16 protein-coding genes are annotated in these 15068 nt (G+C 35.6%); all 16 read right to left on the reverse strand.

The features are described from left to right. Window positions 1-187: 187 nt before the first annotated feature. The 16 genes from FLUTA_RS18375 to FLUTA_RS18450 all read right to left on the reverse strand — a co-directional run bounded on the left by FLUTA_RS18375 (window position 188) and on the right by FLUTA_RS18450 (window position 15039). A complete protein-coding gene (locus tag FLUTA_RS18375; protein ID WP_013688414.1) occupies window positions 188-2242 on the reverse strand; it encodes a DUF4331 family protein in 2055 nt (684 codons plus the stop codon). A 27-nt stretch (window positions 2243-2269) separates the two neighbouring features. After that, entirely contained in the window at window positions 2270-3988 is a 1719-nt protein-coding gene (locus FLUTA_RS18380; RefSeq protein ID WP_013688415.1) for a DUF4331 domain-containing protein, read from the reverse strand. A gap of 195 nt (window positions 3989-4183) precedes the next feature. Further along, window positions 4184-4756, reverse strand: coding sequence for a YdeI/OmpD-associated family protein (locus FLUTA_RS18385; RefSeq protein WP_013688416.1), 573 nt, complete (start codon window positions 4754-4756; stop codon window positions 4184-4186). A gap of 53 nt (window positions 4757-4809) precedes the next feature. Continuing rightward, window positions 4810-5847 (reverse strand): leucine-rich repeat domain-containing protein, encoded by a 1038-nt coding sequence (locus FLUTA_RS18390; protein WP_013688417.1) that lies wholly within the window; start codon window positions 5845-5847, stop codon window positions 4810-4812. Between the two features lie 3 nt (window positions 5848-5850). Next, on the reverse strand, window positions 5851-6858 hold the full coding sequence (locus FLUTA_RS18395) for an HD domain-containing protein (RefSeq protein ID WP_013688418.1): 1008 nt from the start codon (window positions 6856-6858) through the stop codon (window positions 5851-5853). A gap of 27 nt (window positions 6859-6885) precedes the next feature. Beyond that, window positions 6886-7452, reverse strand: coding sequence for a hypothetical protein (locus tag FLUTA_RS18400; protein ID WP_043023933.1), 567 nt, complete (start codon window positions 7450-7452; stop codon window positions 6886-6888). Between the two features lie 81 nt (window positions 7453-7533). Next, window positions 7534-7950, reverse strand: coding sequence for a hypothetical protein (locus FLUTA_RS18405; RefSeq protein ID WP_013688420.1), 417 nt, complete (start codon window positions 7948-7950; stop codon window positions 7534-7536). An 88-nt stretch (window positions 7951-8038) separates the two neighbouring features. Continuing rightward, the gene (locus tag FLUTA_RS18410) at window positions 8039-8473 is read right to left on the reverse strand and encodes a GNAT family N-acetyltransferase (protein ID WP_013688421.1); all 435 of its coding nucleotides are present in this window, start codon (window positions 8471-8473) and stop codon (window positions 8039-8041) included. Between the two features lie 173 nt (window positions 8474-8646). Then, window positions 8647-9114, reverse strand: a complete 468-nt coding sequence (locus FLUTA_RS18415; protein WP_013688422.1) for a hypothetical protein — start codon at window positions 9112-9114, stop codon at window positions 8647-8649. Between the two features lie 195 nt (window positions 9115-9309). Further along, window positions 9310-9747 carry a hypothetical protein gene (locus FLUTA_RS18420; RefSeq protein ID WP_148235470.1) on the reverse strand — a complete coding sequence of 146 codons (438 nt, stop codon included), beginning with the start codon at window positions 9745-9747 and terminating at the stop codon, window positions 9310-9312. A gap of 114 nt (window positions 9748-9861) precedes the next feature. After that, window positions 9862-10449 carry a hypothetical protein gene (locus FLUTA_RS18425; protein WP_013688424.1) on the reverse strand — a complete coding sequence of 196 codons (588 nt, stop codon included), beginning with the start codon at window positions 10447-10449 and terminating at the stop codon, window positions 9862-9864. 140 nt (window positions 10450-10589) lie between these two features. Then, the gene (locus tag FLUTA_RS18430) at window positions 10590-11162 is read right to left on the reverse strand and encodes a hypothetical protein (RefSeq protein WP_013688425.1); all 573 of its coding nucleotides are present in this window, start codon (window positions 11160-11162) and stop codon (window positions 10590-10592) included. Window positions 11163-11203: 41 nt separating this feature from the next. After that, complete coding sequence (locus FLUTA_RS18435; RefSeq protein WP_013688426.1) at window positions 11204-12778, reverse strand: IS1182 family transposase; 1575 nt, start codon at window positions 12776-12778, stop codon at window positions 11204-11206. A 252-nt stretch (window positions 12779-13030) separates the two neighbouring features. Next, window positions 13031-13570, reverse strand: a complete 540-nt coding sequence (locus FLUTA_RS18440; protein ID WP_013688427.1) for a GNAT family N-acetyltransferase — start codon at window positions 13568-13570, stop codon at window positions 13031-13033. A 164-nt stretch (window positions 13571-13734) separates the two neighbouring features. Continuing rightward, entirely contained in the window at window positions 13735-14157 is a 423-nt protein-coding gene (locus FLUTA_RS18445) for a nuclear transport factor 2 family protein (RefSeq protein ID WP_013688428.1), read from the reverse strand. A 120-nt stretch (window positions 14158-14277) separates the two neighbouring features. Beyond that, on the reverse strand, window positions 14278-15039 hold the full coding sequence (locus tag FLUTA_RS18450) for an MBL fold metallo-hydrolase (RefSeq protein WP_013688429.1): 762 nt from the start codon (window positions 15037-15039) through the stop codon (window positions 14278-14280). Between the last annotated feature and the right edge of the window lie 29 nt (window positions 15040-15068).

Consider the following 15068-nt stretch of genomic DNA (forward strand, 5'->3'; position numbering starts at 1 on the left):
ATATCAATAGCAAGAACTGAATCAGATACGCGCCAAAGCAAGCTTTGGATTTTTAAAAAGTGGAAAAAGTTCAAAAATGTTCAAAGGGTTCAAAGGAAATCTATATTGAACTATTGATAAAAAACCTTCCAACAAAAAAGGAGGACTATTTCTAATCCTCCCTTCCTTATATTTATTTAGAGCAATCTTATGATTTTACCACCTTCACCAATTTTGTTGCTTTTCCTTTCGAACCTTTAATCGAGACACGCGCATAATAAACGCCATTGACAAGATTTGAAGTATTGAAAGTTTCCGTGTGCTTACCAGATGCTTGATTGGTATTTGATAAAACAACACCAACTTGCTGACCTGACAAAGTAAACAAACGAATCTCAACTTGCGCATCTGCATCCAAATTGTATTCAAAGTTCACCGAACTTGCAAATGGATTTGGATATGCTTTGATTGCATATTTCTCTGCATTTACTGTATTCTCAGCAATTCCTGCAGTTGTTGACCCTGGAAGTATCGCAGGTTGTGTATAATTGTAAGGTTTACCCAAACAATTGTCCGTTCCGCGATGTGGCGCTGCAACATACGGGAATGTCGTTGTAAATGGAACATCATTCGCATTCACTCCTGTTGAATAAGTCAACACATCCAACAAATCTGTTGTTACTGGGTTAGGATCACCTGCAGTATAATCATCATACCACAAACCAATAGCAGCTAAAACTGCACCACCTACAGCTTGTAACTCAATGCGTGTAACATCATCTTCCAAACGGCGACCATTCGGGAATCCATCCATATTCGGAATAAATTCCAAGTTGGCTGTTGTATTGTATGGCGCCTGAGTCAATCCTAGTACAGCAGCTGAAATCAATCCCAAAGAACTGAAATTAGGGTCATTACGTGGTGTCACTGGAACAGCCATATTTAAACGCAACATGTCACCAAAAATCGGCAAGAAGTTATTAATGAATGGCTTACCAACTGCCAATGGGTTTCCATTTTTACCTGTAGCCAATTGATAAGGTGCCAAGTTTGGAACTCCTGTGTGGAAAATCGGCAAGATATCCACAGAGCGTGGTTTTCCTTGACGCAACAAATAGTTACCAAAAAGATTGGTATCAATTGCCGTTCCTGCTCCTGCATTCGTTGCTCGAAGTGGCCACAATCCATCATGTGTGTTTCCAAAGTCAAATGATTGCAATGAATTGCGTTGAATTCTCAATGGTGCAAAAGCTGGAACAGCTCCACCAAATAAATCATCGTCCATGTACAAAGCCAACTCTGGATTACAGAAGTTATCTTCCATGATTGGATTTTCGTTGTATGGAGTTCTTGAATTCCATTCATCTTTTTGTCCAACTGGATTAACCGCTTCATTTGTCAAAGGCATTCCCAAACGAGACACTTGAATCCAGTTTCCTGATTCAGCAAATGCACCTGTTGCAGGATTCAATGTACGTGTTTCTTGGCGACTAGCCGAAGCCCAAACACCAATGATGTAATCGCTATCCAAAATATTAGCTGCTGCGCTTACAGGTTGGCCGTTTTTCTGCAAAAGAGAAATCGGTATTTGAAGCGCAATGGAACTCACATTTAAACATTTCAATCCATCATCTGGAGTTCCACCATTTTGACGTGGTGCATCTCCTAAGTCAAAAATACCACCCAAATCAACAAAGAACGGATCATCTGTAGAACCACAGAATACTTTTTCATTAGACCCTGTAGTTTCAATAGCTGCAGACATCAAATTGGAATAGCTATCACCCACTCCAAGAACTGGATTGTCAATTGACCGCGGACCGATATTTGGAGGAGGAACTTCACCAGCTGCAATAACAGTTGTAAAGGCTCCACCATTGATACTGCGTTCCATCAAATAGGTGGTTTTATGATTTTCAGCACCTAAACGAATATCAAAGAACGTTGTTGGATCTTCATTCGTTTGAGAAAACGTGAATCGGTAAGTGATATCATCACCTGCAGTTCCATCGTTTTCGATGTGAATTTCATAACGGATGTTTTCACCAAAACTGTAGTAATTTGGTCCACCGTGCGGTACTTGCAAAGGAACATAATTCGCAATAATAGTGATCGTATTCGGATCATTTGGACTTCTAAAAGCGTACAAATCCGTGTTATCCGCAAGCGGATCATTTGCGATAAGTGGTGCTTCTCTATGACTCGAAGCGAAGACCGTTCCAAACGGAAGCAACACAAATAAATAGTTAATTAAATTTTTCATCTTTTAAAATTTTATGTGAGACTTCGTTTAATCTTTACCAGCCCAAGGTGAAGCAACATAAGGGAATGACGTTTTAAATGCCACATCATTTTGTTCTACTCCTGTGGAATAGTTCAAGACATTTAAAAGGTAATTTGTTACTGGAGATTGCGCTGAAGATGAAGCATTGTAATCATCATACCACAATCCAATAGCTGCCAAAACAACACCTCCAACTGCTTGTAATTCGATACGTGTAACATCATCCTCCAATCGACGACCATTCGGGAATCCATCCATATTTGGAATAAATTGAATAGTTGTCGTTGTATTGTACGCAGGGTCTGTCAATCCTAAAACAGCAGCATTCACCAATCCCATTGAACTGAATGCAGCACTATTTCTAGGGGTTGCTGGCACAGCCATATTTAAACGCAACATATCTCCCCCATTTGGCAAAAAGTTACTAATGAATGGTTTTCCAGAAGCTAATGGGTTTCCATTTTTCCCAGTTGCTAATTGATAAGGCGCAAGGTTTGGAACTCCAGTGTGGAAAATAGGCCATAAATCGACAGATCTTGGTTTACCCGCTGCTGGCAATAACAATGTTCCGAAAACTGCATCGTCCAATGCTGTGCCTGCAACTGCTGCAGTACCTTTCAACGGCCATAAACCATCTTGTGTGTTTCCGAAGTCAAATCCTTGCAAGGAATTACGTTGGATACGCAAACCAGCAAAAGCAGGAACTGCTCCACCATAAATACTATCATCCATGTACAATGCCAATTCAGGATTATAGAAATGCTCATCCAATGTTGTTTCAGCCAATTCTTGGTAAGGAGTCAATGAATTCCAGAAATCTTTTTTTCCTACTGGAATAACTGCCTCATTTGTTAATGGCATTCCCAAACGAGATACTTGTACCCAGTTTCCTGCATAACCTTGAGAACCTGCTGTAAGTGTTCGTGTTGTTTGACGACTTGCAGATGCCCATACTCCGATTACATAGTTTGGATCCAAGATATTCGCTGCTGAGGAAACTCCTAAACCGTCTTTTTGAAGAACGGTAACTGGAATTTTAATGGCAATCGAATGGGTATTGAATTTTGCTAAACCATCGCGAACGACACCACCATTATTTTGACGAGGAGCATCTCCTAAATCAAAAATTCCTCCTAAATCCACAAAGAACGGATCATCTGAAGGACCACAAAATACTTGTCCACCTTCTGGAGTAGCATAAATGGAACTAGCAATCAATGCATCGTAATTAGCAGCACCTAAACCAACAGGTGCATTGCCTATTGAACGTTCACCAATGTTTGGCGGAGGAACAGCTAAACCAGTCATGAAAGTAGTGAAGGTTGCACCTCCATCTGTACTTTTTTCAATCATGTAAGTGGTTTTTGCATTTTCCTGACCCAGACGAACAGCAAAGAATGTCGTTGGATCCTGATTGATCTTGGAGAATGTAAATCGATACGTAATATCGTCTCCTGGTGTTGTTGCATCATTGTCTACATGGATTTCATACCGAATGTTTTCACCAAAACTGTAGTAGTTTGGCCCACCATTTCGGAACTCTGTCGGAATGTAGTTAGCAATAATAGTAATAGAATTCGGATCATCAGGGCTTTTGAAAGCATACACATCGGTGTTATCCGCCAATGGGTCATTTGCAATCAAGGGTGCTTCTCTGTGACTCGAACCGTAACTTAGCGAAGCCGCGCTTCCAGCTAAGATAAACGAGAATAAGATTTTTTTCATCCTTTTCATAATTAATTAGTAAATAGTCTATTGTCTCTTCAATGGAATTTGAGACGAACTACATACGGATGAAAAGGAAATCTAGATTTTTAATGGATTGCTTTCTTTTTCAAAAGACTTAACTAATTCTATAATAGTGAATAACAGCAAGTGATTCAGTAAAACTAAAAATCATTTTTTTTAGAAAAAACACCCTTAAAACTGCTTCGGCTTTTGATTTTTCGCTGCCGCTTCTACCAATTCAATAATTCGTTTTTGCCTCGTTTCGGGTCTTTTTGCCAATACCAACCATGCCAACATCATTTTTCGAACTGATTTACTCAAACTCAAGAAATAGTCCTTCGAGCCAGGTTGGGTTTCAAATTCCAATTCCAAATCTACTGGAATGGTCAATTCTTCTACCGTGTCTAAAATGTTCCAAGAACCATTCTTCTTGGCTAGCTCAATAATATCCAAACCAGCTTGAGTCATTTTACCCGCTTCAATCAATCGCACAATTTTTCCCTTGTTTACTTTCGACCAAGTACTTTGTGCTTTCCGCTTCCCGAAATACTGAATAAATCGGTACTCATCTAGTGTTTTTCGCGTGCTATCGATCCAACCAAAACAAAGCGCCTCATCCACCGCATCGCTCCACGCAATAGAAGGAATACCCGATTTTTGCTTGTAGCAAATCACCCAAATAGATTGTTTTTCCTGATGATTTTCTTCCAACCAAGTTCTCCATTCTAGAATGGATGTGGGATAAAATGTATCTAGTTCTTTCATACGATATCAGTTGGTAAATTACAATGGTTGTTTTATGTAGTGCTCAGGTAGGATTAGGAGGAAAAATAGACGCCGTTTTTCCTAAACAATTTACCCAATTTGACTTGTTGTTTTTTAGTTAAATGACTGTCTGAAAGTGAAATTGTTCTGAGCCTATCCATATTAGCATAACACTTGGGTATCAGTTCTATTGGATTTGAATAAGCTGTTATAGTTTCTAATTGTTTTAGTCCACATAATGCATCTGGCAATACCGTTATTTTATTATTGCTGATGTCAAGTGCAAATAGATTCGTGAGGTTTCCAATACTTAAAGGTAGTTGAGTTAGTTGATTGTTTTTCAGGCTAAGTTGTGTAAGGAGCGTTAGATTTCCAATCCTATCAGGCAATGATTCCAATAAATTGTCGTGAATGAATAGACTTTCAATTAATCTACAATTACCAATTTCATTAGGAAGAGATGTTATGCGGTTGTTTTCCAGAGATAAAAAATACAATTGGGATAACTCACCAATCTCCTTGGGTATTTGTGTCAAATGACATTGATTAGCTAACAATTTTCGAAGTGATTTTAAGTTCCCAAGTTCCCTTGGCAACTCTGATATTTTATTATTACTTAGATCAAGCAGAGCTAAATTACTTAATTCGAAAATGACTGGAGGAATTTCATCGAACTCGTTTTGTATGATCTGCAAACGTGATAGTGCCGTTAGATATTTCATTTCCGATGGTAATTCACGCAGATTATTTGCATTCAACTGCAAGGCTTCTAAATTGCTTAGCTCCCCTATTTCTTTAGGGAGAGTTTTTAGATAGTTATAGGCCAGATTTAAGATTTTAAGATTTTTGAGTTTTTTTATTTCAGGAGGCAGACCGGGAATAAAAGTATAGGATAAATTGAGATATTCTAAATTGGTCAATGTACAAATCTCTAATGGAAATGTGTCAAGTTTTTTCCAGCTTAAATCAAGTATAAACACTTTTTGGGGTGAGCTAAGTGCTTCTTCCAAAGATCTATATGTTTTATCCTTTTGTGCAAATGTGATGGGATTAATAAATCCTAAAAAAAAGAGTATAAATAACGTTTTCATAACTTATTTAGATGTTTTAGTGATCTTATTTCTGTTTTTATCGGTATAAAATTTTCTCACTCGTTCTAAGTCCTCCTTTGTTAATCGTACTTCAATTAATTCTTGAAAGATTTCTTCTGCATGTGATTGATCAGCATCAGTTGCATTTGATTCCGTTCGTAGCAAAGTTCCAAGCATTCCATCATATTCTAAATGTAATGGTGTTCCTTTATACTTAAACCGATAATAACCAGAGTCAAACCAACCTGGATAATAAGTAATTTTTTCAATATTTTTTGTTTCGTCTAGTATTTTTGCAGCGTTATGAAAGAATTCAGACAGATCACCATCAGATTCTAAATATTGGACAAATTCATTCGTATCAGTTCTTTGAAACACCTTATTCATTCGTTTCAATTCGTTCAACTCCCGACTTAAATTTTCAACTGCTTTTTGCTCGAATTGTTTTTTAAAAAAATCTGTTTTATAGATACTACTATGACTTAAGAAATATTCCAAGACTTTAATCCTTCCTTGATAGAACACAAAACTAGGATATTGAATAAACTCAAGTCTTACATTTCTGGAATAGTTGTCATACATCTTTTTATCAGCACCTAAAATGGAAAGATCGGCGTCCAAAAAAACATTCATGTCGTGATCGCTCTTAAAATCGTGTGATTTAGTCGCTAGTATTGTTTCTTTTATTTTATCAATTTGTTCATTATTTAAATTTAAGGCAGTTAACTCTGTTGAAGCAAACTCCGCACTTAATGCTTCATTATCTCCTCTGAATGAGTCATATACAAAATCATGATAAATAAGACTGAATAGGATCGAGTCCCAATCTTTAATTTCTTCTTTTACCTTTTCCAACTCAAACAACATTGCTTCCAGGTGATTCAAGTTGTGGTAGAATCGACTAGACGAATTGTAAGCAGCAGAAATGATATCCCATTTATCAGAAGCGATAGTCCGGGAATGACCCAAACGTAAAATTAAATCTTCATAAACTGCTTTAATCCGTGTCATATTTTTATCAGTAATATTCTTTATTCCCTACTTGGTCCACTTTTCCAAATCTTTAGAAGAAATGGAAGGTAGATAGATTGTCCAGGGTTCCGTCCACTTCAGTTCACTATTTGGCTCGATAAAGGATTCATGAATCATTTTTTTAATAATTTCTTTCTGATTCATTGAGTCGCAGCGAAACTCAGGAAGCTCGCTGATTGCCTTCTGAAGATTTTGTAGATCCCTTAAAATCCATTCATTAGGCTTACATGACCCATCCTCTAAGAATTCGGAGTAAGAGCTCGTTGTGTAGGCTTCATTAAATCCTCTGTTTTGAACAATAGTTAACTCATCCAAATGATGTATTGCTTCAAATGCTAATACTCTAGACATATCCTCATTTTGAGCTAGGAATGTCTTAAATGTATTATAAATTTCGACCCAAGTATTCTTGATTTCTTTTGATTTGAACACAAGCAGCCAACAGCCACAGATATTCCTTTCCGATAGTGGACTATATTCTTCTGGAATTAAATGCTTGGTGAACATTCCATTGTAATTAGAATCAGAACTAAAAACAGATTTTTCTATAAGCTCTTCGATTGTCATCCTCATTATTACTAAAGGTTTGCTGTTTACCAATAAAATGGTCCCATTTTCATCCGTTTTTTGATGTTTAAAGATTCATTCATGTCATTAACCGTTTTCAATTTCATTTATCGCTAGTTTTTCAAGAAAATCTATATAATCCGCATAATAATCAGTTAAAATATTAAATTTCCCATTAGAATCTATAGATCCAAATACCCAATTATTATCAGCATCATAAGCTTGACAAGTTCCACAAAAATCATCTCCAACTATATATTTTCCTTTTAATTCATTTGCCGTTATTTCATCATAAATTTCATCAGGCTCTAGTAAAACGTGAATTGAATAATATGAATCTCCAATTGTACCATAACCCAATTTTGCATATAATTCTTTCAAATCCTTAGGCATATCACCATATTTCTTTTCAAGAACATTCAGCCAATCACTTTTTACCAAACCTAATTTTGAATCCGGAAATGTCTTTTCTAATAAATCAATAACGCTTTCAACTCTGTTCATTTTATCATTTATTGTTGTTTATCTGCGTTTAATTTTAACCACAAATGTTGATGTGGAACACTAAATCGAAAATTTCTTGGAGGTGCTGTTAGCTAGAGTTTTTTTTCATCTTTAAATGTGGTATTCCATCTTCATCAAAATAGTCTCCCATTCCTTCGTAACCATTTTTGATATAAAAGTTTACGGCTGAGTCGCGAGCGTGACAATAGATTAATTTAGATTTCCGGTCTATGGCAAATTTTTCGCAGAAGACCATCATTTCTGAGCCAATATTCATCCCCCTAAGTGTTTCCGTCACAACCACTCTTTGCATTTTCATTACATCAGCTTCGGGTACGAGAACAGCAGTGGCTATAATCATATCGTCTATAAAACCTGCTATTTGAAAATGATATTTCTCCTCTTCTAATTCCTGGTCAGTAAAGATACTTCCAAGTGGTTCTCTGAGAATTTTTTCTCTAAGTTTCACCGCATTTGTCCATTCTGGACTTTTATGGGCAATCTCTTTAAATGTTGTTTTCATAAATTGTAGCTAACGTTTTTGGGCTTGGAGAAGATGGGTTTCGAAAGTATAAAAGCTAATAGAAAGCACAAATGTTCAACCTAGTAAAAATGCCACACTTTTGCAAAAACCATGTTGCCTACTGCCATTTTTCGTATCGTTTTTTTCTAATTTGATCTAACGTCTTTTGCAAACTAATTTTCAATTTCAGAAAGGTCAAAGTCATTTTCAGTTACAAATGTTGCTTTAATTTGCTTTGGTTGTCCAATAGGTTTAAGTCCCAATAAATCTTCGTCATCGCTTAATTCAGTTAAAAATTCTGTTTCAGAATTTGCATTTCCAATTATAACCCAAGGTTGTCCAAATTCAGTTTCCAAATAGTAAATGTTCAATTCCAAATTTCCGTTGTCAAGATACAACTTATCGCCAATTGGACAACCTTGAAATTCACCAATAAAGTCAAAGTTCTTCTTACTATTTTTGTTATCACTTGTTCCAATTTGGTCTAAAATATATTCTCGTTTATTCTGTTCGATTTTGTCCGCCAAATTCTCTTGAGTTTGGGAAGAATTTGAAAAACTTGGTCGTTCAGTACGAAGCAAATAATACTTGTCTTCATTTTGAATTTTATAAATGCTGAAAATTTTCAATTCACTTGCCATAGATTATTTGTCAAAATTTTTGTCTGTCTTGTTAGCACGGTCGGTCATAGGGTTACAGGTAACGTTTCGCCGCCTAGCGCTCGGCTCACTTTTCACAAGATCGTTTCTCCGAACATAAAATATTCTTTTTTAAAACTTATCGTTTCACCAAAGTATAATCCGGGCTGGTGCTTGCTTACTTGCTGTTATAGGTATTTATTTCACTAAATAACTTGCTTCAAAAGGTAAGGATACTTCTCTATCATTGCAGAAATATATAACTTTACCTTGCACAACATTATCTCCTTTTGTTTTAGCGTATATACTTACAGTACTAACAATACCATTATTGTTTTTTATTGTGTCTGAATATTTTTTTGTCTCTTCATTCCACAAAACAACTACTGGCGATTTTGTATCTGTTTTAAGTAATCCAACACTTAAAATTGCAGAGTCTCCCTGATTAACATTATAATTAAAAAATGTAGGATAACTCATTACTTTGCAATCTTCTGGAAGCATTTGCATTTTTTTTAATTCAGTCTTTAAACTGTCATTTTCGCTTGTAAGTTTTTCTAATATTTTTTTATCCTCATTTGAATTGCAAGAAAATAAAGCAAATGTTATAAAAGATAGATAGATAAATTTATTCATATATTTTTGTGTTTTGCGATTACACATCACGGCGGCGGTTTCCAAATAGGCAAAGGCGCCTAACAAGTTTAATCATTTTCGCGCTTTTACTTATTTGGTGTTAGTGGTATTTTATTAATTTACTAATTCCCATTTTTTTCCATTCAATAGATCGTAGCGGACATAACCATATTTTAAACTCCAATATATTTTTGAGATAAAATGTTCACGAGAAGCGTATTCATTGGATTCCGGTTTTATAATAACAATATCATCATATTTTTTACCACCAATTTTCATTTTGTATTTTGTCTGTTTAAGAACATCTTCTATTTTTTGATTATATTTTGGATAAAACACTGCCTCACTCAAGTCCAAATTAAATTGTACTAACGCAGGTTCCTTGTTAACTTTATTTATCTCTAAAATATGTATTTCAACAGGTTCAAAATAATTGTCTATGGTAAGGTAAGCTTCGCTATAATCAGCCTCAACAAGTAAAGTGACTAACTTGTCTGGATTAAGTGTCATTTGAGCAGCATTGTTTTTCATATTAATTACTTGTCTAATTCTTAAAGAATCCCTTTCACCTAAGTTTGATTCAAAAATTAAAACGTCATTCTTTTTATATGGATTAAAATTCAGTTCGGAATCATCTAAATTGGATGATTTACAACACAAAAACACTGGTAATATGCTTAGGATTAAAAGACAATTTTCCATAATGATTTACAAACTTAAAATTTCAGAGTTGAAGACCAATTTCTATGTAAGACATATTGCCACCAACGTTTCGCAAATAGGCAAAGGCGCCTAACAAATCTAGTACTTTTCGCGCTTTTGTTTATTTGGTGTTATGTGTATCATTCAGTTTCTAATTCCAATTTATTTATTAAGTCTTCGATTTGCTCAACTTGTCCTAAGTCAGAATCATATTGTTCCTTGAAGATTTGTCCATAAAAACGATAGAGATAGAAGTATATTGCACCTTCATCAATTACTCCTGTTCTGTATGCCTTGTAAAACATTGGAAAAAATTCGCGCTTAAGTTCTAGTTCGTCTTCTGTTCCGGATACATGGTGGAAGACCAATTGCGGTGTAAAACAGGGTATTTCTCCTAAGTTTTTTTCTGGATAAGAATGTGATCGTAAATATTGAACCATACTTTTGAAAAGAACTTCATCTATTTCACGCCATTTTTTAATTATGCTATCGGTTTCTTTTGATTCTCTTCCAAATTCCTGTTGAATCCGGTCAAATGAGATTCTTATTGATTGGTCTAAATCAAATACCATTTCTAAATATTCTTTCTGATTTTCACTATGTTTTAGTGCTTCGATATCAATTGACTTTAATACGGTCAACAATGAATCTTCATTTTGTCCAAATGAGATACTTAGGGTAAGAAAAAATAATATGGTTAGTCTATACTTCATTACACATAACGTCAGTCTGTCTAAAAACCCATTTTAAGATTCTAAACAATCTGTTTTTTGGATAAATATACCTGTTTTAAGAGCGCTGTATAACTTGTTTCACAAAATGTTTCGGAGTAAATCCTTTCTTTAAAATCTTCGCAAATCGTCTTGAAATGGCTGCTCAGAATCAAAAATAGAAAACCAAGTTCTCTTAAGAAATTTTTGAGTGTATTTTGGTCAAGTAAATTGAATATTCGACGCAAATTGTAGCAGGTAAAAATCAATCCAACATCTGCAGTTGCATGTTTCATTGTCTTTTTAGTCATCACATAATAAAAATCCCATTGACGCTTTATGACACCGAACGGATGTTCCACGATTGCTTGTCGTTTGCGGTAAGTTTCCATGTTTCGTTGAAGTCGTTTTTTGTTTGCGTCAATTAAATCCATGTGTTCCGAACGCTCGATGAAACGCCCCGTTTTATTGCGTGTGCATTTTTCAAAAAGACTGCATGTCAAACAAGCTTTTGTTTTATAGTGTTTTACGCGGTTGATCGTTTTCCCGCTTGCCTTGTTGTACCAACGACCGTTTGTGGTGAGCAACTCTCCAGCTGGACAGGTATATTCATCGCGCTCCTTATTGTAGTTGAAATGTTCTACATCAAAGGAAATATCTGGAGCATGTGAAGCAACATCAGGGAAAGCTACCAATACTTCTACCCCTTGTTTGTGTGCGTAATCGAATTCGGTTCCAGTATGATAGCCTTTATCGAAAAGTATTGTGAAATCTGATTTTCCAAGAATGGTTTTAGCCCTGCGAGCCATTGCACCCATGGCTTTTGAATCGTTTTTATTGGTGACCTTAAAATCAATTGGAATGTTGTGTTTTGCATCAACGGTCGATTGAACATTATATGCCACCTCAGTTATGTTATTGCGCACAATCATTTGTCTGCTGTCGGGATCGGAAGTTGAAATTTGTACTTGTCCAGTTTCGTCGAGTTGCTTTTTATATGCTTCGTATTTGTTCTTGTACTGCTTGTGCTTATCGATTTTAGCGTTGATTTCCTGCTTTTTCTCCGCTGTTAAATCATTGTCTTCACTTGCCAGGATAGCACTGTATTCATTGAGTTTGTCGTCAATATAAGCAATATGACGCTCAATTTTCTTTTCGTTAAAGTTGTTTTTCTTCGAGTTCTGTGCACGCAACTTGGTTCCATCACCAGCCAGTAATTTTCCACCAATCAATTCAAAGTTTTTGGCAAGCGAAACCGTTGCATGAAACACTTTTCGGATAGCTCTTGGGTTATCTTTTCTAAAATTGGCAATCGTATTGTGGTCGGGCGCCAAACCTTTCATGAGCCACATCAGTTCAATATTACGTTTGCATTCCTTTTCCAATTGTCGGGATGAACGAACACGGTTCAAATACCCATAAATAAAGAGTTTCAATAAATCAGCGGGGTGGTAAGCTGGCCGACCGTTCTCTATAAACGACATATCGAAACCATAATCTGAAAGCTTTATGGCTCCAACAAACAAATCGATTAATCGCACTTCATTGTCTTCTGAAACCGCTTGATCTAAACAGAAAAACTCTGTCTGATTTCGATCTTTTCCTTGAATGAATTTCATACTTGAAGATAGCTAAAATCAGTTTTTTGGCAATCAAAAAAGGTTGATTTTTATGAAAATTCGTTTCTGGAAAAAGGAAGGGTTTTTAGACAGTTTGACGTTTTGGCGCTTGGCGCAGTGGCGGATTTCGGAGCACAAAACTGTCAATTAACCACAAAAGTTGATGCGAGGTAGAATGTTCAATTAACCACGTCACCCGCTATTGAGCCAAACGCCTGTTATCGGTTCGGCATTCTTTTCGGTCGTCTGATTTCATTCGCTTCTCAGTTTAGCGTAAATGTCCAAACTTATAAATTTTCCGTTTTTAATTTCACAGTCTCGCATTGTTCCTTCGTGCTTGAAGTCAAGTTTTTTCATTGCGTTTTTACAGTTCAAATTGTCTGTTTCAACAAGCCCTTCAATTCTATGTAGTCCTAAGTTGTCAAAACCGTAATTGCAAATTACTGGCATTACTTCTATCATTACACCTTGTCCCCAAAACTCTTTCAAAAGCCAAAAACCGATTTCTGCTTTTTTGTGTTCTTTGCTTAAACTGTTTAGCCCGCCTGCACCGTAAAATGTTTTGTTGTCTAATGAGCATACTGCCCACCAAATACCTGTCCCTTCTTTTTCTAAGTCTGAAAAAAAACGCATTTGAGCTTTGGTGTCTTCAAGCGTTTTATAACTAACTCCGTAATATTTAATAATTTCAGGGTCTGAAAGTCCTTTGTAAACATTTTCTATATCACTATCAACAAATTGCCTTAGTAAAAGTCTATCTATCCTTATAATTGGAAAGTCTGCAACTGTCATTTTTTAAATCTTTATTGTTTCATTTTATGTTGCCCCCTACGATTAGGATATGCGCTGGATGCATTTCACTACTATATAGCCGGAAAACGAAAGTTAACCGTTTAAAGGTTCATACGAAACCTCTTAAGTTTTGCATTTGCAAATACATTGTTGAGAAATAGTTGTTATTCTGTATAATGAGCAAACATTTTGTTTACTTTCCCATTTTGGTCAAAAAACATCACTTCAATTGCTTTTTTATTCATTACTGACTTATAGTATATAGCAATGGAATTAACACCATAGGTTACATCATACAACTCAAAGTGAAGGCTGGGTATTTTATCCAGCGCTCTTTTCCAATAATTTGCCACATTTTCCTTTCCTTTTAAAATGTCCGTATCACTACCGGTGGCTAATTTAATCATAGGGGTTGTAATTTCAATATCCTCAGAATAGTGCGATAGTATTTCTTCGAGGTTATGTGAATTCCAGGAATTGATCCACTCTTTAGCAAAATTTTGTGTGCTCATATTTATTCTTGTTTGATTGTCAATTTTATTTTCTGCTTTTCCAGCATAAATAACCCCAAAATATTGCCTTTGCATTAATGCATGCCTTAAGCATTTTGCGCTCTGTTTTATGGCAACTCATACATATTTAAAAAAAATCATACAACTTGAATTAATCACTGAATCGACATTTTTCAGGGGCTGGCAAAGGTGCTGTTAATTTTTATAAAGTTTAAATTCTTCAATGTCATGATATCCAAAAATTTCAATTTCTGGATGGTCAATTGCAAGTTTACGAATTTTACCTAGTGTTGTTAATCTCAAATTATTGTCGTCTGCTCGCATTTTAGCTAACTCATTTACTGGGTGCTTCTCATTTGTAAGTTCCACTTTCATATAGTATGCGTCTGCTATATAAAACAGCCAATTGTTATCTGTTTTTAATGCAACACCGCAATGTCCAAGCGTATGCCCAAAGAGAGGAATAAGATAAATTTCAGTTTCAATGTTGGCACTAATTTTTCTTGCTTCAAAACCGAACCAATTGACATCTGATTTCTGGTACGTCTTAATGGTTGGCATATGTGCCAAAGGGAGTTCCAAATATCTTGGATTGTTTGAATGGAAATTGTTTAATTCTTCCTCACTAACGTGAACCGTCGCTGAGGGAAAATCTGCTAATCCACCAATGTGATCATTGTCTAAATGTGAGATGATACAGTCTGTTACGTTTTTAGGGTCTAGCCCTAATTCTTCTATTTGCCGCACCGCAGTTTGATTTTCGTCAAAACGATAACCTACAAGCTCAATTAATTGTTGCCCAATTCTTTCAGATGGGTTTAGGGTATCTAATAGTCCAATACCCGTGTCAATAAGAATAAGCCTTCCATTTTCATTTACTAACAAACAATGTCCGCAAACATTATCGTTAATTGGTGAAATAATTTTTACGCAGTTTAAATGATGTATTTCTTTCATAATTATTTTTGGACTGTTTTTTCTCTATT

The sequence above is a fragment of the Fluviicola taffensis DSM 16823 genome (genome assembly GCF_000194605.1).
GTDB lineage: Bacteria > Bacteroidota > Bacteroidia > Flavobacteriales_D > Crocinitomicaceae > Fluviicola > Fluviicola taffensis.

What these genes read in the sequence shown, in the direction of transcription:
- FLUTA_RS18445 (WP_013688428.1), bottom strand. Translation starts at nt 14,157, where the DNA reads ATGCAAAGGCAATATTTTGGGGTTATTTATGCTGGAAAAGCAGAAAAT.
- FLUTA_RS18400 (WP_043023933.1), bottom strand. Translation starts at nt 7,452, where the DNA reads ATGAGGATGACAATCGAAGAGCTTATAGAAAAATCTGTTTTTAGTTCT.
- FLUTA_RS18430 (WP_013688425.1), bottom strand. Translation starts at nt 11,162, where the DNA reads ATGAAGTATAGACTAACCATATTATTTTTTCTTACCCTAAGTATCTCA.
- FLUTA_RS18435 (WP_013688426.1), bottom strand. Translation starts at nt 12,778, where the DNA reads ATGAAATTCATTCAAGGAAAAGATCGAAATCAGACAGAGTTTTTCTGT.
- FLUTA_RS18405 (WP_013688420.1), bottom strand. Translation starts at nt 7,950, where the DNA reads ATGAACAGAGTTGAAAGCGTTATTGATTTATTAGAAAAGACATTTCCG.
- FLUTA_RS18375 (WP_013688414.1), bottom strand. Translation starts at nt 2,242, where the DNA reads ATGAAAAATTTAATTAACTATTTATTTGTGTTGCTTCCGTTTGGAACG.
- FLUTA_RS18425 (WP_013688424.1), bottom strand. Translation starts at nt 10,449, where the DNA reads ATGGAAAATTGTCTTTTAATCCTAAGCATATTACCAGTGTTTTTGTGT.
- FLUTA_RS18420 (WP_148235470.1), bottom strand. Translation starts at nt 9,747, where the DNA reads ATGAATAAATTTATCTATCTATCTTTTATAACATTTGCTTTATTTTCT.
- FLUTA_RS18410 (WP_013688421.1), bottom strand. Translation starts at nt 8,473, where the DNA reads ATGAAAACAACATTTAAAGAGATTGCCCATAAAAGTCCAGAATGGACA.
- FLUTA_RS18440 (WP_013688427.1), bottom strand. Translation starts at nt 13,570, where the DNA reads ATGACAGTTGCAGACTTTCCAATTATAAGGATAGATAGACTTTTACTA.
- FLUTA_RS18385 (WP_013688416.1), bottom strand. Translation starts at nt 4,756, where the DNA reads ATGAAAGAACTAGATACATTTTATCCCACATCCATTCTAGAATGGAGA.
- FLUTA_RS18450 (WP_013688429.1), bottom strand. Translation starts at nt 15,039, where the DNA reads ATGAAAGAAATACATCATTTAAACTGCGTAAAAATTATTTCACCAATT.
- FLUTA_RS18390 (WP_013688417.1), bottom strand. Translation starts at nt 5,847, where the DNA reads ATGAAAACGTTATTTATACTCTTTTTTTTAGGATTTATTAATCCCATC.
- FLUTA_RS18395 (WP_013688418.1), bottom strand. Translation starts at nt 6,858, where the DNA reads ATGACACGGATTAAAGCAGTTTATGAAGATTTAATTTTACGTTTGGGT.
- FLUTA_RS18380 (WP_013688415.1), bottom strand. Translation starts at nt 3,988, where the DNA reads ATGAAAAAAATCTTATTCTCGTTTATCTTAGCTGGAAGCGCGGCTTCG.
- FLUTA_RS18415 (WP_013688422.1), bottom strand. Translation starts at nt 9,114, where the DNA reads ATGGCAAGTGAATTGAAAATTTTCAGCATTTATAAAATTCAAAATGAA.